Annotated in this window: 15 protein-coding genes; 3 read left to right on the top strand and 12 right to left on the bottom strand. The window is 57.8% G+C overall.

Annotation, left to right across the window (positions count from 1 at the left end; genetic code table 11):
* Window positions 1-72: 72 nt before the first annotated feature.
* On the top strand, window positions 73-525 hold the full coding sequence (locus ACR0AL_RS13980; protein WP_170351843.1) for an NUDIX hydrolase: 453 nt from the start codon (window positions 73-75) through the stop codon (window positions 523-525).
* A gap of 164 nt (window positions 526-689) precedes the next feature.
* On the opposite strand, the gene ACR0AL_RS13975 is transcribed toward ACR0AL_RS13980, so the two are convergent.
* On the bottom strand, window positions 690-1,508 hold the full coding sequence (locus ACR0AL_RS13975) for a sulfotransferase family protein (protein ID WP_170351842.1): 819 nt from the start codon (window positions 1,506-1,508) through the stop codon (window positions 690-692).
* Between the two features lie 140 nt (window positions 1,509-1,648).
* Between ACR0AL_RS13975 and ACR0AL_RS13970 the strand changes: the two genes are divergently transcribed.
* A complete protein-coding gene (locus ACR0AL_RS13970; protein ID WP_170351841.1) occupies window positions 1,649-3,226 on the top strand; it encodes a DUF5928 domain-containing protein in 1,578 nt (525 codons plus the stop codon).
* A gap of 36 nt (window positions 3,227-3,262) precedes the next feature.
* On the opposite strand, the gene amaB is transcribed toward ACR0AL_RS13970, so the two are convergent.
* Window positions 3,263-4,774 carry an L-piperidine-6-carboxylate dehydrogenase gene (gene amaB / locus ACR0AL_RS13965; RefSeq protein ID WP_480663465.1) on the bottom strand — a complete coding sequence of 504 codons (1,512 nt, stop codon included), beginning with the start codon at window positions 4,772-4,774 and terminating at the stop codon, window positions 3,263-3,265.
* 3 nt (window positions 4,775-4,777) lie between these two features.
* Window positions 4,778-5,884, bottom strand: coding sequence for a saccharopine dehydrogenase family protein (locus ACR0AL_RS13960; RefSeq protein WP_480663463.1), 1,107 nt, complete (start codon window positions 5,882-5,884; stop codon window positions 4,778-4,780).
* 401 nt (window positions 5,885-6,285) lie between these two features.
* On the opposite strand from ACR0AL_RS13960, the gene ACR0AL_RS13955 reads away from it, so the two are divergent.
* A complete protein-coding gene (locus ACR0AL_RS13955) occupies window positions 6,286-9,876 on the top strand; it encodes a flavoprotein (RefSeq protein WP_480663461.1) in 3,591 nt (1,196 codons plus the stop codon).
* Here ACR0AL_RS13955 and ACR0AL_RS13950 read toward each other — a convergent pair.
* The 9 genes from ACR0AL_RS13950 to ACR0AL_RS13910 all read right to left on the bottom strand — a co-directional run.
* On the bottom strand, window positions 9,873-11,036 hold the full coding sequence (locus tag ACR0AL_RS13950; RefSeq protein ID WP_480649130.1) for a hypothetical protein: 1,164 nt from the start codon (window positions 11,034-11,036) through the stop codon (window positions 9,873-9,875). The genes ACR0AL_RS13955 and ACR0AL_RS13950 overlap by 4 nt on opposite strands.
* Window positions 11,037-11,052: 16 nt before the next feature.
* Window positions 11,053-14,316 carry an adenylate/guanylate cyclase domain-containing protein gene (locus ACR0AL_RS13945; protein WP_170351836.1) on the bottom strand — a complete coding sequence of 1,088 codons (3,264 nt, stop codon included), beginning with the start codon at window positions 14,314-14,316 and terminating at the stop codon, window positions 11,053-11,055.
* A 196-nt stretch (window positions 14,317-14,512) separates the two neighbouring features.
* Window positions 14,513-15,799, bottom strand: coding sequence for an amidohydrolase family protein (locus ACR0AL_RS13940; RefSeq protein ID WP_170351835.1), 1,287 nt, complete (start codon window positions 15,797-15,799; stop codon window positions 14,513-14,515).
* 8 nt (window positions 15,800-15,807) lie between these two features.
* Window positions 15,808-16,749, bottom strand: coding sequence for an ABC transporter permease (locus tag ACR0AL_RS13935; RefSeq protein ID WP_480663632.1), 942 nt, complete (start codon window positions 16,747-16,749; stop codon window positions 15,808-15,810).
* Window positions 16,749-17,822: an ABC transporter permease gene (locus tag ACR0AL_RS13930; RefSeq protein ID WP_170351834.1), complete on the bottom strand. Its 1,074-nt coding sequence runs from the start codon at window positions 17,820-17,822 to the stop codon at window positions 16,749-16,751. The genes ACR0AL_RS13935 and ACR0AL_RS13930 overlap by 1 nt, the downstream gene beginning before the upstream one ends.
* Window positions 17,819-19,336: an ABC transporter ATP-binding protein gene (locus ACR0AL_RS13925; protein ID WP_480663459.1), complete on the bottom strand. Its 1,518-nt coding sequence runs from the start codon at window positions 19,334-19,336 to the stop codon at window positions 17,819-17,821. The genes ACR0AL_RS13930 and ACR0AL_RS13925 overlap by 4 nt, the downstream gene beginning before the upstream one ends.
* A gap of 39 nt (window positions 19,337-19,375) precedes the next feature.
* Complete coding sequence (locus tag ACR0AL_RS13920; RefSeq protein WP_480663457.1) at window positions 19,376-20,365, bottom strand: BMP family protein; 990 nt, start codon at window positions 20,363-20,365, stop codon at window positions 19,376-19,378.
* Window positions 20,366-20,715: 350 nt separating this feature from the next.
* Window positions 20,716-20,991: a hypothetical protein gene (locus tag ACR0AL_RS13915; protein WP_480663455.1), complete on the bottom strand. Its 276-nt coding sequence runs from the start codon at window positions 20,989-20,991 to the stop codon at window positions 20,716-20,718.
* Window positions 20,992-21,070: 79 nt separating this feature from the next.
* The coding region (locus ACR0AL_RS13910) for a hypothetical protein (protein WP_480663453.1) at window positions 21,071-21,301 on the bottom strand (231 nt) is incomplete at its 5' end.

Raw genomic sequence — 21,301 nt, 5'->3', positions numbered from 1 at the left:
CTATAGGCCTCGCTGTATTGCACAGCGGGGCCTTTTCATTTTTGAATGCCAACTTGATCAAAAGGAGCTCTGATGACGATTTGGCGTCCGTATCAAGGCATTCGGGTCAAGGCGATCGGCTTGCTATGGAGAGGTCCCAGTCTCTTGGTCGCCGACGTCCATGACGACAGTGGCAATCTGAAAGGTGTCCGTCCGCTTGGCGGTACAGTTGAGTTCGGCGAAACTTGGCAGGACGCGCTGAAACGCGAATTTCACGAAGAGCTTGGCGTTGACATTCAGATTTCCGGCGCGCCTTTGGTTTTGGAGAACATTTATCGCCACGAAGGCCAACTGGGGCATGAGATAATTTTCGCCACAGAAGTGACTCTTTCAAATCCATCTGCCCTACCAAAACATGCGATCACCTTTGCCGAGGACAATGGACTCATGTGCAGAGCCAGTTGGCGCGACCTCAGTGAACTCGATACGGATTGCGGACCAAATTTGTACCCGATCGGTCTGAAACGCGAACTGATCGCTACCTGAATCATCTCAGACAGCCTCCCGCGCCCGACCCGCACCATCGGCTACGCCGATGCTACGTTCGGCCTTGGGCCCGGCGCCGCGCAGTGCGCAGCGCCGGGCCCAACTAGAGGAGATGTCTCGTCAGAGACATTGACGACAGGCGGAAGTGCCTGCCTTATGGCAAGTCAATCGCCTAGTTTGGCGTGAACTTCGTCCAGATCAATCTCACCGATCGGCATCTTATTCGCCGGGTTCTCAAAATCGTATCGGAACAGTTCGAAATCCTGTTTGTAGATTTCGTAGACCAAATGCATGGACAGATCGTCGAAATAATCCTCGACCGGATGCGCACGTTTGGGGCCATGCCCTTCGGATTCGTTGAACCGTGGAATATCTGAAAGGCTGATCGCGTGAGGTGTGTCCAGATTGTCCAACACCCCCTGCATTCCGTCATTGAATTTCTCGGTCCAGAAAATGCGGTCGTAGCGTCCACCATTTACGATGAAAGTCGAGACATGCCCTGACACGGCCGACCAGTGAATGTCCGGATCCATCGGTCGGCGCCAGCGGATCGTATCCCGCGCAAACAGCAAAAAGCGGCGAAAACTGGCGATCTGGTCGAACTCACCCTTGCCATCATCGCCGCCCACTTCGATTCCGTAATTATAGATCAGCGTCGGGACCAGATTACCCCGATACCGGCTGCCATTGCGCTGAATACCGCAAATCTTGTCGAAGAAGGAGCTGAGTATCCGGGTGTACGGATTGCGCACACAGGTAAAAGAGTATGAGGCGTGTTTACGAATATTGCCGGAAATCCGGGCCTGGCTGTCGGCAAAGGCCCATTTGTGCATACCGTCCTTGGCGTCATGAATATCGCCGTCGAAAAACCGACCGTGGTCCGAGTAGTACATAATCTGCCCGATGGTCGAGCACGCACATTTCGGCACAACACGGTACACCATACTTTCACTCTCGGTCATCCATGTACCGGGAAAACCCATCTGCAATGCCTCCTCAGCGGGTCAAAATAACCACACGCGCCCGCCTAGGCTCATAAAGAACCAAAAATATTCTGTTTATTCAATCGCTCATCCTCAGTATCAGAGAGCAAACAGGCAGAAACGGACGTTACAGACGCAATATGGCAAAAATTGCCTATATTCTATTGTGCCACAAGGACCCTGACGCAATCATCGCGCAGGCCGAGCAACTGACAGCCGCAGGCGACTGCATGGCCATCCATTTTGACGCGCGCGCCAGCGCGGTGGCCTATGACCGTATTCGCAGCGCGTTGAAAGATAATCCAAATGTGGCTTTTGCCGCCAAGCGCATCAAATGCGGCTGGGGCGAGTGGTCTTTGGTGCAGGCGACCCTGAATGCCGTGCAGGCTGCGGTGGATGCGTTTCCACGGGTCACCCATTTCTACATGCTGTCTGGCGATTGCATGGCGATCAAAACCGCCGAGTACATCCATTGGTTTCTGGACGAAAACGACAAGGACTTTGTGGAAAGCCACGATTTCTTTGCCAGCAACTGGATCAAAACCGGTATGAAGGAAGACCGGCTAATTTACCGTCATTTCTTCAACGAACGCACCCAGAGCAAACGGTTCTATGCCGCATACAACCTACAAAAACGCTTTGACCTGACGCGCGATATCCCCGCAGACATCCAAGTTATGATCGGCAGTCAGTGGTGGTGCCTGCGCCGCCGCACGGTCGAGATGATCCTTGAGCTCCTGCAACAGCGCCCGGATGTGGTCCGCTTTTTCTCGACCACCTGGATCCCGGATGAGACATTTTTCCAGACCCTAGTCCGCCATCTGATCCCCAAGGAAGAGATTGAGAACCGCACCCCCACTTTCCTAATGTTCTCGGATTACGGGATGCCGGTGACCTTTTACAACGATCACTACGACATGCTGCTGGGGCAGGATTACATGTTTGCCCGCAAGATCAGCCCCGAGGCGCATGAGTTGAAAGAGAGGCTGGGCCAGCTCTATGCCAGCGAAGGGGTCGAGTTCCAAATCTCGGATGAAGGGCGGAACCTCTATGGGTTTCTAACCGGGCGCGGGCGCGTTGGCCGCCGCTTTGGGCAGCGCTTTTGGGAGGCCGGGAATACCTTGGGTCCCGAACGCGAACTATATCTAATTGCGTGCAAAAAATGGCACGTGGCCAAGCGTCTGGTCGATCAGATCACGTCCGAGACTGACATTCCTTGTGTCGAATACCTGTTCAATGAAGAAGACACCCTGCTGCCTAATCTTGGCGGTATCGAGACGACGCTAACCAAGCGCTCCCGCCACCGGCGCGCGGTCGTGCGGATGTTGTTCGATCATTTCCAGACCGACAAGCTGGTACTGTGTGTGGACCCGGCAAATCTGGATATCATTCAGGATTTCTGCTCGGACCAGGTCAGGACCCGGGTTCTTGAGATCGAATGCGACTATTCTGACGATTACCTGATCGGCCATGCGCGGCGGGTCGGTCTGGCCGGAGAAAACAGCCCATCGGAAACCGTGGCGCGCCTTGTGCCGGCCTTGCGCAATTCGCTGGCCTATGAATCCGAGTTGATCCGGGGTGCGGGGTTCGAAGGATACTTGCGTATCCGCGAGGCCAATACGCGGGCTAAAAACGAAGAGGTAATGGCTGAATTTCTGAATGTCCCAGAAGACAAGGCGCAGGCCGTGATGAGACTGGATTATCTGTTTGCAGACTGATCCGGCGGCACCTGCCGATGCCGCCGGAAGGGTCAATCAGATGTCGAACTTGACGCCTTGGGCCAGCGGCAGTTCGGCTGAGTAGTTCACCGTATTGGTCTGACGCCGCATATAGGCCTTCCAGGCGTCCGAGCCGCTTTCGCGCCCGCCACCGGTTTCCTTCTCGCCGCCAAATGCGCCACCGATCTCGGCACCCGAAGGTCCGATATTTACGTTGGCAATTCCGCAATCCGACCCGGCTGCGGTCAAAAACTGCTCGGCCTCACGCATGTTCAGGGTGAACACGCACGACGACAGACCTTGCGGTACGTCATTCTGAATCTCGATCGCATCGTCAAAATCGTCATAACCCATGACATAGAGGATCGGAGCAAAGGTTTCGGTCTTCACCACATCGCTTTGGCCGGGCATTTCGACGATGGCGGGTGCCATATAGACCCCGGCAGGCACGCCTTCGGTCACACGGTTGCCGCCGAATACGGTGCCGCCTTCGGCTTCTGCAGCTTTCAGGGCTGCGGTCATGGCCGCACCCGAGGCTTCGTCGATCAGCGGGCCAATCAAGGTGCCTTCAGCCAGCGGGTTGCCAATGGGCAAACCAGCGTAGGCCTTTTTCAAACGGCTCACCAATTCTTCACGGATCGAGTTATGCACAATCAGACGGCGCAGTGTGGTACAACGCTGACCTGCGGTGCCCACAGCCGAAAAGACAATCGCCCGCACTGCCATTTCCAAGTCAGCCGACGGACCGACAATCATTGCGTTGTTGCCGCCCAGTTCCAGAATGCACTTGCCAAACCGCTGCGCCACGATGGGGGCCACTGCGCGGCCCATACGGGTTGAACCCGTGGCCGAGATCACCGGCACATCCTCGCTGGCCACCAGCGTCTCGCCCAGCGCGGCGCCGCCGATCAGGGTTTGCAACAAGCCTTCGGGCGCGTCGCCGAACCGGGCCAGTGCACGTTCAAAGATTTTCTGACAGGCCATTGCCGTCAGCGGGGACTTCTCGGACGGCTTCCAGATCACCGGATCGCCACACACGATCGCAAGCGCTGCGTTCCACGACCAGACTGCGACGGGGAAGTTGAAGGCCGAGATTACGCCCACCGGACCCGCCGGGTGCCATGTCTCCATCATCCGGTGGCCGGGCCGTTCCGAGGCAATGGTCAGACCGTATAGCTGGCGCGACAGACCAACGGCAAAATCGCAGATGTCGATCATCTCCTGCACTTCGCCCAGACCTTCCGAGGTGATCTTGCCAGCCTCCCAGCTGACCAGCGCGCCCAGATCGCCCTTGGCGGCGCGCAATTCCTCGCCCAGCAGACGGATCAACTCGCCCCGGCGCGGCGCGGGCACGGTGCGCCATGCCTTGAAGGCCATTTTCGAACGGGCAAGGATGGCCTCCATGTCGGAAGCTGGGGTCTCATGCACCTCGGCCAGCAGGCTACCGTCAATCGGCGAGGTCACCTTGAGCGTGCCGCCGGTCAGTTCGGCCTCGGTCAGGTCCAGATTTGCCAGGGTGGTTTGCGCAGTCATCACGATGTCTTTCATATCTCAGGCCGCCTTGTTCTGTTCAGTTACGTCGCCGGCGCGATAGAGTCGGCCAAATTCAGTGTTGAGGAAATCGGACAGGTTCACCTGTTCCTGCCGGATAAATCCTTTTGCGGGCAGTCCCCCGGTGCGCATCAGGTCGACCACGCCAAGAACGCCTGCGGCGGTGGTGACCTGAATGGCGCTCCAGACCTGTCCGTTGAGGGTGCGGGCAAAGCTTTTGTTGATCAGGGATTTCTCGCGCAGCGCTCCGTCAATCAGGCCCTTGGCAGTGCAATAGACCAGCACCACATCCTGATCGGTGCGCGGCAGCGCGGTCTCGAAGATGTCCTTCAGCAGGTCGCGGCGACGTTCCAGCCCCAGATCCTTGAGCAGCAGCTTCAGGATATCGCAATGGCCGGGATAGCGGATCGAGCGATAGGATACCGCCCGCGCCTTACCCTCAAGCGTTTCGGGCAGCGTGCCCAACCCGCCGGAGGTGTTGAAGCATTCGTATTCCACCCCGTCATGGCCCAGCACTTCGTAATCTTCCAGCGGCGCGGTTTTCACGCGCTCGCCATTCACGATGGCATCGCAGGGGTTGCAGTACTCGTTGATCAGCCCGTCGGTCGACCAGGTCAGATTGTATTTCATCGCGTTGGTCGGATAGAGCGGCAAAGCCCCAACCCGCATATGCAGGCTGTCCAACTCGTCAAATTCGGCCGCCAGCGACGCGCCAGCAATGCCTACGAACCCCGGTGCCAGACCGCATTGCGGCATGAAGGCGGTATCGCTGTCTTCGGCCAATTCGCGCACGGCACTGGTGGCTGCGACGTCTTCGGTCAGGTCAAAGTAGTGTGCCCCGGCGGTCTTGGCCGCCTTGGCAATCTTCGGCGTCAAAAAGAACGGAGCGGCCGAGATCACAGCATCAAACCCAGACAGTCCTTGGGTCAGTTGTGCCTCATCCCCCACATCGATCTGCCGGGTCGCAATCCCCTGTTTATTAAGCACCGATAACGCCGCCAGATCGCGGTCGGCAACGGTGACCGAGTAATTCGACGATGCTTGCAGCAGGCTGGCGATCATCTGACCGATCTTACCTGCCCCTATGACACAAATGTTCCAGCTCAAAACGCGCCTCCTCTTTCGTTTAGGAAAAGTATGAGGGGTGGGCTGTTCGATCCGCAGGGGTATTCTTGACGAAAACGCGGAAAGTTACGTCATTACGACGGTAATTTCGACATAATGTCAAAGCCATGACTGACAGGAAGCGGGCGGCAAAAGCTACAATCCGAACTCGTATAGTCAAATCAACAACATCGGTGATTTTTGTGTCCAAATGCGATACGGTACGCGCAATTGGGCCCATTTGTTCGCGCTGAACGTGCGCATTCTGTTGGCCCGGCCAGTGCAGATTAACCGTCGGGCCGGTCCTTTATTTCTGTTTGACCATAAGACGCCTGACACATGCCACAAGACGCAGCACTGGTTCTTTGACGACATTCACGGCTTTAGTTCAGGGGGGAACAGACGTGCCTATAGACCCGATTGAAAACACTATTTCCTATCATCCAACCGAATCCGAATGGGCGCTGATACAAGAAGTTCTGCCCGCAGATGATCCAACCGTAATCCAACTGCATTTCGAGTGTTTCGAGGTGGCTGAGGATACGATCCTGCCATCGCAGGGCATGTATGTGGTGCTGGGGGGCGAGGTGCATCTGCGACAGGACGAGACGGTTCTGGCAAAGGCCGATGCGGGCGACTATTTCTACGAGGAACATCTTGAGATCTTTGATATTCCCGTCAGCCTCGAAGCCTTGGCCACGCCCGGCACCAAGTTGGCTTATTTGTCCAGCAATCACTGGCTGGAAATTCCGACGGACATCCGCGAAGCCTGCTATGACACCCTGTTCGGTGATCTGGTCAGCGTGCATTTGCAGAACTTTCAGCAACCCATCAATTGCTGCAGCGTTACGGCAGCGGCGCTGAGCATGTCGGCGCTGGGGTTCAGTTGCGAGGTCAACGATATCTTTCGCGAATGTGCCCTGCCTACCTCCTTCGTGGTCAATGATGGTATTTCACTGGGTGAGCTTTACGACGTCGCCTGCACCTTCATCCACACGCAGGGCCTGCGCGACAAGGTGCAGGTTCAGGCCTATTTCATGGACGAGGCCACGACCTCGGTCGAAATTTTGCTGAAGGCGATCGACGAATCCAACCGGCTGGGTGGGGACAACGACATCCTGGTGGCAAATTTTCAGGTCGGTGTCGCCCATGGCAAACCGACCATGCCGGGGGGCCACTTTGCCATCATCGCCAAGTGCAATCCCAGCACCGGGCTGGTGCATATGATGGACGTCCACCCCGAGAAATACGGCAAGCTGTGGGTCACCACCATCGACCGGCTGTGGGCCGGAATGTCGGATCGCGACGGAACCTCGATGCGATCACGGGGCATCCTGCGATTCTCAGCGCGTGAGGCTGTTAAGACCAACCTGCAGACCCTGCAGCAGGACTGCAACTATGTGGACAGCACGTTGTATCTGGCCAAAGACCCCAAGAAACGCCGCAATCTGTTCCGGCGGGCCAGCCCGAATATGAACTCGTTGGGGGTGCTGGCCGAAAGCCTGGCGATCCTTGGGGATGAGCAGGTCGATGAAGACAAGCTGCTGATTGCCACGCAAACCGATTACACCGAAGCCTTGAGCCGTGTGTCCACCGCAAAGGAAATGCACAGCCTTGCGCAGCGGTACCTGAGCCAATCGCCCGATGTGCATCTGGGCAGCACGTTCCACAGTTATGCCTTGCGACCTAACCCCGAGGAGATAACACCCGAAAAATGGTTCCAAGATCATTTGCGCTTGCTCAACAGCGATGATGATCGGCACCTGATGATCAACATCGACTTTAACCGCGTGCTGGGGTTTGAAGTCATCCGTCCGCCCGAGAACGTCTATCGTGAAACGGCCTTGCTTGAGGAATTCTGGTGCCTCTGCATCGCCTATGACGAGGATACCGATCTGGTGACCGTGGTGGATATGAGCCCCGCGACCTCGCAGGTGTGGCAGGCCCCGCGCGGGCATATCTTCCGCGGCCTGCGTGATTTGAAAAACCCAGCGATGCTGGTGATCGAGGAACACGACCCCCCAGAAGACCCCACCGACGTGGCCCGCATTGTCGCGACCAACCCGCTTGTGCTGTTTTACGCCGATGAGGACCCGTGGTCCTATATGCTGCGTAGTATCCTGTCCAATATCGGCATCACCAGCATCAAGCTGATCGACATTGAAGGCCACGGGGCCAATGTGATGAAGATCCGGCGGCAACTGAATGTGCTGACCGGTAAGGAAAAACCGCCTTACCTGTTTTTCCAGAGCGAATGCCTGGGCAGGCGGTCGGACATTGTCGATATGATCCTGAAAGGTCGGTTGCAGGAACGGGTACACAAAGCCGGTCTACCGGTTCTGCTGCGCCATGAATCCCCCAGCCTGGACAAGAACATCTTTGGTTATCCCAAGGGCGGGTTGACCGATGCGCCGACCGAAAAGCGCAACGTATTGCTGTGCGCCTGCGGATCATCGGCAGCCGACAAGGTGCCGGAACTGGTGGAACGGATCACAAAAGCCGGGCACAACGTGAAACTGATCCCCTCGGTCTCGGCCGAGAGGTTCTTTCGCGATTTCGGCGCCGAACGGATCGAGCGATGCATCACCCATAACGACTATTACCGCGACGATGACGAGTGGAACTTTCGCTATATCGAGTTTGGAATGCCCCTGCGCGCCTCGCATCTGGCGCTGTGTGACTGGGCCGATTGCGTAATCGTGGCGCCGGTGACCTGCAACACAATGGGCAAGATCGCCAACGGAATTGCCGACAACCTGCTGACCTCGGTCTTTGTGGCGTGGCAATACCGGAACAAACCGGTGATCCTCTGCCCCGCTTGCAACACCAATATGTGGAACAACGTCACCACCCAGAACAATGTCGAAAAACTGCGCGATCTGGGTATTGATCTGGTCGGGCCGCGCAAGGGGCGGCTGTCCAACGGCATGATGGGCATCGGTATGATGGCGACTCCGGATCAGATCATGGAGGTTCTGGACGAGGCCTTCGAGGAACTGGCCGATCAAGAACACAACATCTGCAAATGGGCGCAAGAGGCCGCCGCCTCGGATGAATTCGCGCAATGGGGCCGTGTATTTCAGGCCATCGACAACGGTATGGCTGGAATTGATATCGTTGATGACAGCAACGGCGACACCCTGTTGCACTACGCGGCAGGCGGCGAAGGCGAGATGAACGAGAGCGGGATGGATCTGGGCAAGCCCGACCTTGAGGCGGCACAGGCGCTGATCGACCGTGGCATCAACGTCAACGCCAGCAATGACCACGGCTTTACCAGCCTGCATGTGGCGGTAATGAACAACTCGGTCGAGATGGTGAAAATCCTGCTGGCAGCTGATGGGATCGACGCCAGTTCGTGCATCCAGTTCCTGCAGAGTCCCAAAAACGCCAGAGACGCCAAAGTCTCGGACGAAATCCAGGCGATGCTGGACGATTGGGCCAATACTCACACTCTGACTGAGCTTGAGGATGAGGACGAAGACGATCTGATAGAAGACCGTGAAAAGACCCATCTCTACTTCACCTACGGATCGTTGAAGAAAGGCTTTCCCAATCACGATGCCCATGCCGAGGTGCTGGATGATTTTGTGGGCGAGGCGATCACCCGGCAACGCATGCCCCTGATCGTGCCGCACGAGCCGTTCTGCGACAATCCGAACTGCGGCTTCCTGCACCGTATGGCCACGCTGGTCGACCAGAAAGGGCGCGGCAAGGCGGTGCGGGGCGAGGTCTATCGCGTCTCATCCACCGGGATGAAAGAGTTGGACAAGCTTGAAGGCTATCACGGCCCCAACTCGCCTGAGAATGTCTATGTCCGCAAACGGATCAACGTGTTGATCAACGGCGTCAAAAAACCCGCCTATACCTATGTGATCGCGCATCCCACCAAGTATCTGGATGAATGGGAACAAGGCACATCCGGGATCGTGGCGGAATACACGCTGGATATGGCCACCGGTACGCCAAAACCGGGGTTTCAACCGACAGCCTAATTGTGGGTTTCGATCACGGCCTCAACCTCGGGTCCGGCCTTGAGGCTGAGGTTGTAGCCCGTGATCGCCACCATGCACAGAAGGACAAAAGGCCAGAAAGCGGCCTTTGGGTACAGGTTGTCCTTGTAATGGATAAGCCGCAGGGACGGCACAGCCTCGGATGCAAACAAGTAGGTGTTCACGGAGACCGCCAGCAACAGAAAATACATCAGGAAAAAGAACGACTCCATGTAGATCACCGGCGATCCGGCAAAGCCTTCACGCAGCTGTACATGGGCCAGCAGGATCACGAAAAACAAGACCGAGCATGTGCCGATCACGCTGGAGGTACTGAAATCATGCCGTTCGACCAATTCGGGGCGGCGGGTCACCGTCATTACCGCACCGAACAGCAGCATCGTCACCACGATCAACGGGATCATGTGGACAATGAAAGCGTTCCCGAAATTGCGCTTGATGACGAAGTTATAGTGCAGTTCCGGCAGATTGGTCTGGAACTCGTTTTCGCCAATTCCCAGCGTTGTATCCAGATCGGACAAGCGATAGTCGAAATAGGTGTTCTCACGCTCCCACGTGCCCATGACGATGCGAGGATCTATGCCAAAAATATCATCCGGCCCGGTGGCGGGATAGGACGAAAAGTCAGGAATTAGAGCCACATTTACATCAAACTCACCGGGCCAAAACCGGACCCAGACGGTTTTATGGTCGAACGGATAGCTGGTGTAGTCAAAGCTCTGCCGCAGGGTCTGTTCAAAATACCAGCCAATCAGGGTCACGCCGTCCTGATCCATCCTATAGGCCTCTTCGATTACGCCATTCGCGGCATCAACGGCCTCGGGCAGGATGAACCCGATCTCTTTTTCGGTTGGCTTGATCGCGTCATGTACGCCGTCTTCGAAATGTTGCCAGACGTAGCCGCTCACGCGCACGTCGCTGGCGCCGGTAAAGCTGAAGGATTTGATGAAGATGCCGGTTTTGACCCGGTAGTCGGGCAAATTGTCCAGCTTTTGCAGATACTCATCGACTGAGGCCTCATCTGGCAATTGCGTCGGGTCGCCCTCAAAATGGTTCAGCGCGACCAAAAGTTTGAACAGCACGACGGCCAGAGCAAGCGTCAGGGCACCGGAAATCAGCCAAACCTTCTTTTCGATGCTCATTCAGCCCCTCGCCCGCTCAATTCAACCGCCCGACCAGAGATTGCGTGATGCCCATCTCGGAAAAGCGCGCGCCCAGCGCTTCGAAATCTTCATGTGCTGACATGGGAATGCCCCAGCCCCCGCACGCGGCCAGAACCCTGGTGTGCTGTATCGACAGGTCGACCATTGGCAGGGGTTCCTCGGCGGTGAATTTTGCCAATGCGTCCGCATATTCAGTCGCCCGGTCCCATTCCTGCCGTGCCAGCATGACGGCGCTGGCATCGGGATAAAAATGCAGGTGGCTGTGGCCAACGCAACCCTCGGCAATGATCTGGGCGCCCAGTTTCAGGTGCTGATCCTGTTTATTAGGGTCTGTTTCCGCCATGGCCAGCGCCGACAACGCCTTGGGCCCCACGAAATTCCGACCATGTTCGAGCGCAATATCGACAGCCCGCTGACCGGTTTCCCGAGCATCGTCCATCTGCCCGGCGTAAACCTGTGTGCGGGCCAGATGCTCCAATGCCTGCGCCTCAAGCCGCTTTGCGCCTACGCGGCTGGCAATTTCGGCCGAAACTGCGAAGGTCTCCAGCGCCCGATCCAGCTCACCCAAAAACGTATGCGCAACGCCTAGGCAGGTCTGGGCCACGCATTCCGGCACAAAGGCAAAATACTTCTGGGACACCTCGATGGCCTCTTGTGCATCCAGCTTGCCCTGCGCCACATCGCCGGTATAGCTGCGCGCCACGCTGAGGTTGTGCAGGTTCGCTGCCAGATCACGCACTAACCCCTTTTCTCGTGCCCGTTCCACCGCCTGCGTATAGAACCCCGTGGCGGTCTGCATGGTCGCGTTCATGAAATTCGCATCGCCGAAACCGCTGAGCGCACCGACCTCAAGCCGCGCCGATTCCAGCTTTCTGGCCAGTGTTAGAGCCTTTTCATTGCTTTGCAGGGCGTCCTCGACCCGACCCAGAGGAAAATACACATTGCCACGGACATAGTTGATCTGGGCAATATCGCGTTCCGATCCACACCGCTCTGCAGCTATCTCGGCCGTACCCAGGCTTTGCAATGCGTCTTTGTACAAACTGGCCTGCCGTGCGGCCTGCGCCAACCCGATATGGGCGCGGGCGGTCTGTTCATCCGTTTCAGCCAGATCGGCCGCTTCTTTGAATTCGCGCAAGGCGTCATCCGACAGGCCCTGCAAACGGTGGGTTTCACCGCGCGCGCAAAACAGATCGAACCGTACCCCGGATGGCGCGGGCAATTCCAAGGCCCGTTCGATCAGCGGGCTGGCATCATCAAACTGGAACGCCTGAATCAATTTCTCGGCAGCTTCCAGATACGCTTGTGCCGCATTGGTGGCACCTGCCCGATCCAGATGTTGCGCCCGCAGGGTGGCATCGCGATCCTCGAACCATTTCGCGGCCTGACGATGCAGCCGCGCGCGTTCGGATTTCACCAGCGTCGCATAAGACCCGTCGCGGATCAGCGCGTGGGCAAACATCAGATCGGTTCCCGCCTCACGGATCAGGGCGGACCGGATCAGGGTCGAAGTGTCCAGATGCCCTTCACCCAAGACATAGTTCAGCACCTCGGGCGAGAACCTCTGACCCAACACCGAGGCCGCCTGAATCGCGGCCCGACTGCGCCGGTCCAGCGCATCCAGCCGCGACTGCACGATTCCCTGAATGCTGCCCGGCACGGATTCGCGTTTCAGCACATCGATATTGCGCAAGAGCTGTTCCAGAAACAGCGGGTTGCCCCCGGCGCGCTTTACGCAGGCATCCAGCAGTTCGGGGTCCACGCCGGTGAACTCCTGAACCAGCTGTCGGGCCTGCTCATCCCCCATCGGCGCCAGTTCCAGCTTCGAGATCAGCGCGCCTTCGGTGCCCATTTGCCATTCACGGTTGATCGGATCGCCCTCGACCCGGCTGGTCATCAACAGTACACAAGGCAAATCGCGCGTGGTCGCGGCAATATGGGCGCAGGCGGTCAGAATTTCGGGGGCGGCCCAGTGGATATCCTCGATCTGGATGAGCATCGGCGCGTCACGACTGCGTGCCGCGATCAGCTCGTCGATCACTTGCCGCCTTCCGCGTTGGCGGGTGGTGTTATCCATCACAGCATAAACTTCGGCCAGGCCAGGGTCCTGCTCCAGTTCCAAAAGCGCGTTCAGATGTGCCACGTTAGACGGCGACACCCAGCCCTTGGTCACCGCATCCTGCGCCATTGCAGCACCGGTGGCAGCGTCATCCGTCGGTTGCAGCCCCAGAATGCTGCGGGCAACGGACTGGATGGCCGAATGCCCCTCACGCGCGCCGAAATCCATGACCACGCCGTTGTGGATCGAGTATCCGAGCTCCGCAGCCATTTCGGCAACCTGTTCGGACAGATGAGTCTTGCCGATGCCCGGCTCGCCCAGAACGATATGCACCTCACCTTTGCCGTGCTGCTGGCAGCGATCGAACGTGGCCGAGAACAGCGACATCTCGCGCTCGCGACCGACAAATCGGTGCCGGCGTGACCGGATGTTGCGCGCCATTCGATCCAGCCGCCACAGTTCGACCGGTTCGCTCAGCCCCTTGATCGGCTTTTCACCCAGCGACTCGCCGACAAAAAGCGGCCCTAACGCGCGCTGAATGTCATGGGACACCAAAGTATCACCCGGCGTCGCCATATCGGTGATGCGCGACGCCAGATTAACGCCGTCGCCCGTCACCGTGTATTCTGTATGCGCCTGACTGCCGGTTGTGCTGGCGATCACCTGACCCGACGCGATGCCGATGTGACACGACAGAGGCGGGTTCAAAGCGGGCAGCACTGCATGGATTTCCAGCGCCGCCCGCGCGGCCCGCTCGGTATCGTTGGTGTGCGATATCGGCGCTCCAAACACCGCCATCACCGCGTCCCCGATATGCTTGTCGATCCGACCACCGAATTTTTCGACCACATGATCCACCTTGGCAAAAAACGCGTTCAGCAGTTCATGCATGTCCTCGGCGTCCAACTCGCTGGTCAGGCGGGTAAAGCCGGTTAGGTCGGCGAACATGACTGTGACTTGCCGCCTGGCGGGCTCCAGCGGGGTTTCGGGCTCATAGGGTTGAACGGTTTCGACAGTCTCAAGCTCAGCAATCGCGCGCAGCAGCCTGCGGCGGTCTCCGACAGCGGTCACTCCGATTTCGATCAGGTCTTCGCCCGTCAGATCGGGCAAAATTGCGAAATCAATTTTGTTATCCAAAAAGGCTTGCGCATAGTCAGATAGTCCAAGTGCGCTTAGCCAGTCCCTAAGGTCCTGAGACATGTCGCCCCTCTGAAGCCCCCAACTTCAGTCACAGACCTAGCACAGCAGACCCGTCTGAGTCTGCAATGGTTAACGAATTTAATGTTTATGTACGCCCATATGCACGAAACAGGAGCATCTGACCGCAGAGATTCAGGATGAGCTTATCGAGATTTGCCGCGTTCAAACCTGTAACACCGTGTGGCCTTGTCAGATTTCAGCTTATGAATGGCACGCGTGCCTCATCCAGAGATGTCTGCCCGCTGGGCAAGGTCAGATCATGGATCACCGGATTCGACCGGGCGATAACCCGGCCTTTGCGCACCACGGTCAGACGATGGGCGCGCAGGCGGATCGCCTCGATCTTGTCGCTGGCCTGCAGCAGAACGAAATTCGCGTCGCAACCCTTGGCCACGCCGTACCCCTGCAACCCCATGATCCGGGCCGAGTTTTCGGTCACCGCATCAAAACACCATGCCATATCAGCCCGGCTGGACAGCTGGCCCACATGCAGCCCCATAAAGGCCACGTCCAACATGTCGGCCTTACCCAGCGAATACCACGGGTCCATCATGCAATCCGATCCGAACCCCACGGTGATCCCCGCATCGCGTAATTCGCGCACGCGGGTCTGGCCGCGGCGTTTGGGATACGTGTCGTGGCGGCCCTGAAGCATAATGTTGATCAACGGGTTTGGGATTGCATGTACCCCGGCTTCGACCATCAGAGGGATCAGTTTCGATACATAGTAGTTGTCCATCGAATGCATTGAGGTCAGATGCGACCCCGCCACCCGTCCGTTTAGACCCAATCGTTGGGTTTCATAGGCCAACGTCTCGATATGGCGGCTTTGCGGGTCATCGCTTTCGTCACAATGTATGTCGACCATCAAGCCACGTTGGGCCGCGATTTCGCAAAGCTGACGTACAGAGTCGGCCCCGTCCGCCATGGTGCGTTCGAAATGCGGAATACCGCCCACCACATCCACACCCATATCTAGCGCGCGGATCGTGTTCTGCATCGCGGTAGGGTCGCGCAGAACACCGTCCTGCGGAAAGGCAACCAGTTGCAGATCCAGGTGGTCCTTCACCTGCTCGCGCACTTGCAGCAGGGCTTCAACACCCTTCAGCTCATCATCGCAGGTATCCACATGGCTGCGGATCGCGCCAATCCCCTTGGCCACGGCCAGCTCGCAATACCGCATTGCACGCGCAACGATGTCCTCGACCGTTTGGATCGGCTTCAGCTCTCCCCACAGCGCGATACCTTCCAGCAATGTGCCCGAGACATTCATGCGCGGATTACCCAGCGATAGAGTCGCATCCATATGAAAATGCGGGTCAACAAAAGGGGGAGAAACCAATTGGCCACCCGCATCGATTACTTCGCCAGCTTCGGCTGTGATCCCGGATTCAATCGCGGCGATCTTGCCATCCGCGCAGGCAATATCAATGCCAGTCTGGCCATCGGTCAGGGTGGCATTCTTGACGATCAGATCGAACATGACGTTTCCTATCGTTGGCCCTTGAACCAGGGGGTGAGCAATGCACGCGGATAATCCGCCGACCGCGCCGCAACCACAAGGGCGATGATCGAGAGGATATAAGGGGCCATCAGGAATACCTGACCTGGCACCAGCGCGCCGATCTCGGTTTGCAGCCGCACCTGCAACGCATCAAAGGCCCCGAACAACAACGCGCCCAACAGCGCCTTTCCAGGCCGCCAACTGGCAAAGATTACCAGCGCGATGCAAACCCAGCCGCGCCCGTTGACCATGCCGAAGAAGAAGGCATCAAAGGCGCTCATCGTGAGGAAAGCCCCGCCCAAAGCCATCAAGGCCGAGCCCGCGACAATGGCCCCGATCCGCAGCCCGTAAACCGATAGGCCCTGTGCATCGACACTGTCCGGGTTGTCTCCAACCGCCTGAATGGCCACGCCCAGGGCGGTGCGGTTCATCACATACCAGACCACCGCCACCATGAGCAGAGCCAGCCATGTCAGTGCGGTTTGCTGGAACAAAACAGTCCCTAAAAAGGGTAGATCTGACAGTACGGGCAAATCCAGCGGTTGAAATGGCTCGATCCGCGGCGGTGACGACACGTTCGGTAATGCGGTGCGATAGGTGTAATAACTGACGGAGGTTGCAAACAGAGTGATCCCCAGCCCCGAGACATGTTGCGACAGACCCAGAGGCACCGTTAGGATCGCGTGCAATAGGCCAAAAAAGGCCCCGGCCAGCGCCGCGACCAGCACGCCGCCCCACAGCCCCGCGCCCAACCAGACGGCCATCCAGCCGCACATCGCTCCGACGACAAATATCCCCTCGATCCCGAGGTTCAGCACGCCCGCCCGTTCGCAAATCAACGCACCCAGCACGCCAAAGATCAGCGGCGTAGCGATGCGCAAGGACGCGGCCCAGAAGCTTTCGGAGAGCAGGATATTAAGGACATCCATCATGACGTGCCCCCTGACGTGCTGGCCCGAACGATCCGGTAGCGGGCAAAGAACCCACCAACCAACACGCAAAGCAACGAAACCGACACCACCAGATCGGCCAGAAAAGACGACACGCCCATTGCGCGGCTCATACTGTCAGCCCCTACGAACACGGATGCGATGAACAACGCGGCGATCACCACGCCCACAGGTGACAGCCCCGCCAACATGGCGACCACGATGCCGGTATAGCCAAAGCCCGGCGACAGGTCCGAGGTCAGATACCCCTTGAGTCCGGCGACCTCGCTGACCCCGGCCAGCCCCGCAAGGCCACCAGACAAGATGGCCACGCCAAACAGCGAGCGGTTTACGTTGATCCCGGCATGGCGCGCAGCAGCAGCGTTTTCCCCCACCGCCCGCAAACGGAATCCCCAAACCGATCGGGCCAGCATGAATTGCGCCAATCCGGCCAGTATCAGAGCCACAATCAACCCTGAATGCACCCGCATCCGCTCGATCAAAGGCGGCAACATACCCTGATCCAGGATAGGGGCGGATTGCGGCCATCCCAGGCTCATTGGGTCCTGTAGGGCCCCTTCCAGCATCATCTGCACAAAGATCAGAATGATGAAATTCAACAGCAACGTAGTCACCACCTCATCCGCGCCAAAACGGATTTTCAGATAGGTCGGGGCAACCATCCCCGCCGCGCCCGCTGCAGCACCCAGCACGACGATCAGCGGTAATAACAAGATACCATGGACATCCAGCACCCCCGACCCAACCGCCACAGCCGCCATCGCACCCAGATACAGCTGCCCTTCGGCCCCGATATTCCACAGCTTGGCGCGGAACGCCAAAGCGGCGGCCAGACCGGTAAAGATCAGTGGCGTGGCGCGCGTCAGCACCTCGGAAAATGCGAAAACAGAACCAAATACGCCGCGAAACATCTCTTGATACGCCAGAATAGGGTTCGCCCCCGCGGCCAGCAATGGAATGGCGGCAAACCCCAGTGCAATTATGGCGGACAGGATTGGAACACCCAGGGTAAAGGCCCGCGACTGAGTCTGGCGCGGTTCTATGCGGATCATGCCGGTTCTCCTGCCATCATCAGCCCGATCTGTTCGCGGTCGCGGCCGGGGGCCTCGTGCAATTCGCCATCGCGGATCACCACGATGCGGTCGGCCAAACCCAGAATTTCATCAAGATCTTCTGAGATCAGAACTACTCCGGCTCCGCGCGCGCGCGCCTCAAGCAGGCGGCGTCCGACCTCGGCAGCAGCCCCCATGTCCAGACCACGCGTCGGTTGATTGGCCAGGATCAAACGCGGTGCCCGATCAAATACCCGCGCCAGAATAAGCTTTTGTATATTGCCACCCGACAGCAACCGCGCCGGGGCTTCGACACCCGGCCCACGCACGTCATAAGCCTTTGCAAGGCGCGCGGCGTTCTCTTCGATCGCCTCACGTCGCAGCAGGCCGCGCGATTGCACGTCGCTGTCACCCAATCGCTCGATCACCATGTTTTCAGCCACGCTCATCGCGCCAACGATGCCTTCGTGGTGGCGATCTTCGGGGATACGACCCACGCCCGCCCGTATCATCGCCGCGGGGTTGAGCGTGCCGATTTCAACTCCATCCACCTTTATTAGACCCTGTTCTGTCTGAACGAGACCAGAGATCACATTGGCCAACCCGCTTTGTCCGTTGCCCGAAACCCCAGCGATCCCGAGGATTTCATGCGCATGTACAGTTAGATCTACAGAACTGAGCGTATCGCGCTTGGACCGGCCAGGGACTGACACGCCGGACAGGCTGAGTACCGGAACGCCCGGCGCCATGGTGCCCCCGGCAAGTTCCGGCGTATCCGCCCCGACCATCATTCGGGCGATAGATTTCTCATCCGCTTCGGATGTAGCCATCTCACCAACTTTGCGCCCGTGGCGCAGCACCGCGATCCGATCAGAAAAGGCCAGAACCTCGCGCAGCTTGTGGCTGATGAAAATGACCGACAGCCCCTCATCCGTCATCATACGGATGTTTTCGAACAATGTGTCGGCCTCTTGCGGGGTCAGCACGGCGGTGGGTTCGTCCAGTACCAAAATTCGCGCCTGCCGATACAGGGCTTTCAGGATTTCAACCCGCTGCCGTTCACCCACAGACAGACGTCCCACGGGCGTATCCAGCGGCGCGGTCAGGCCACTTCGATCAATAATAGCCTGAATCTTTTCCCGGGCTTCCTGCCGATTGCGGCTTAGTGCAAGCAGGGGTTCCGAGCCCAACGTGATATTATCCAGGGCCGAGATATTCTCGGCCAGCGTGAAATGCTGATGCACCATGCCCACGCCTGCGGCCAGCGCCACCTGCGGGTGACCCAATGGCAAGGGCTGCAGAACACCCGCCTCGTCAGCAACGTCGATAGACCCTGAATCGGGCAAATAATGCCCGAATAACATATTCATCAGCGTGGTCTTGCCCGCGCCGTTCTCGCCCAGCAATGCCAGAACCTCGCCCTTGTCCAGGATCAGGCTGACATCGTCATTGGCGACGACGGGACCAAAGCGTTTGCTCAGCCCGTTGAGTTTCAGAACCGTGGAGTCTGTCATTGGAAACACGGGCCAGTTGCTGAACCGGCCCGAGCAGTATCAGTTATCCGAGACCGGGCGGTCATCGTTGACATTCACCCGGAACAGACCATCAAGAATCTCGGCCTGACGGGCATTCACCGCCTCAAGAACCTCGGCGGGTACCAGTTCCTCATCCAGAACCATTGACCCGCCGCCATAACCCATAAAGCTGTACTGGCCGTAATCCGCAGCCTCGAACGAGCCGCCCGCAACATTGGCGATGGCCTTGTCGATGGTCGGCTCCATATGCCACAGGGCTGAGGCCATGATCGTGCCGGGGTAGTCGCCCGACGTGTCGATGACGTTGCCTACGGCCTTTACACCACGCTCAACCGCCGCATCCGAGACACCAAAGCGTTCCGCGTACATGATATCCGCCCCCGCATCCATCATCGCGATGGCGCTTTCCTTGGCCTTGGGCGGATCGTACCAGCTGTCGATGAAGGTCACGAGGAATGTGACATCCGGGTTCACTTCACGCGCACCATCCATGAAAGCGTTCATCAGGCGATTTACCTCGGGGATGGCATATCCGCCGACCATGCCGATCACGTTCGATTCCGTGGCAGCCCCTGCCACCATGCCAGTCAGGTAAGACGGTTCGTGAATCCAGTTGTCGAAGACCGAGAAATTGGGCGCCACCGGCCCAAAGGAAGACCCCATCAAAAAGGCGGTGTCGGGATAATCCTTCGCCACCTTGCGCGCGGCGCGTTCCAGGCCAAACACCTCGCCCACAACCAGCTGTGCGCCCTGTTCGGCATATTCGCGCATCACACGTTCATAATCTGTGTTCGCCACATTTTCCGAGAACACGTATTCGATGTCACCACGCTCGGCTGCGGAGTTTAGGGCCTTGTGTATGCGGCTGATCCATTGCTGTTCCACCGGCAAGGTATAAATCGCCGCGACCTTGACGGTTTCCGCTGCCGCCAGACCGGCGGAGAATAGGGTTGAGGCAGCCGCCACAGCGGCCAGCAGTACTCTTCTTGAAAATATTGTTTTTGTCATAACACTCTCCTGTCTGGCAGGATGGCAGCATTTTTTTACTGTTCAGTCAATTTTTTCATCCATGTCCCATGGGAACATGACTGTATCTCAGACAGTTTCGGCCGTGTTTCTAAGGTTGGGGTATGGTCAAGCGCTTAGGCCCAAAGCTCATGTTTTGGTGCCATAGGGCAAAGCGGCACGACACACGTTTTACGTGTGTCTGGCGTAAAAGTTTGTAAGCACGTATCTAAAGGATAATTCCGGTGTCACGACACATTACACCAATCTAAAAACTAAAGACTGCCGCAATGGTTTTCCCGGTGACAGCGCGCCGTATTGGCGCACTACTATTCGTTTGCTTGAACAGCGGATCAGTTGGTGCCCACTGTGCTTGTGGTGCTGTTTGACGACCCACCGCCACCGCCGCCCGAAGCAGCCACACCTACTGCGGCCGCAGCCACGCCAAGTGCGGGCGCGACAAGAGGTACAAAACCAGTCACACCTTCAGCCGCAGCTGCAGCCGCCGCATCGTCCAATGGGGCTACACGAGTAGGATCTACAGGCTCCGGGGTCGTCCCGTCGGTCGCGTCCTGCCCAAAGGCGCTTGTGGTTGAAAGGGCCAGAACCAACACGGTCGCTCTGATCATCATGAATCTCCTAAAACAAGTCTTGGCCGGACGCTATCACACCCGTTCGGAGGTGAGAATGTCATTGCTGAAAAAATTTCTATAAACGTGCAGATAAAATTTGCTTTTTCAGAGGCTTGCCACAGATCCGCGCCCGCAGACCCCCTAGGCGCATTTCCTTAAATTCAAGGGTGGCCTGCAACGCTATCCGGCCCGGCCACACTGCCGTTAACTCTTCAATTGCAGAATTGCCACAAGGTGTTTTGTGGATATTTTTTTTGGCGGATTGTTTCGGGACGTTTGTTTTGAAAGTTGTTAGTGAGGCGCCGAT

The sequence above is a fragment of the Ruegeria sp. BB1 genome (assembly GCF_056539465.1).
Note: the sequence above shows the minus strand (reverse complement) of the source record. Positions and strands in the feature narration are given on the sequence as shown.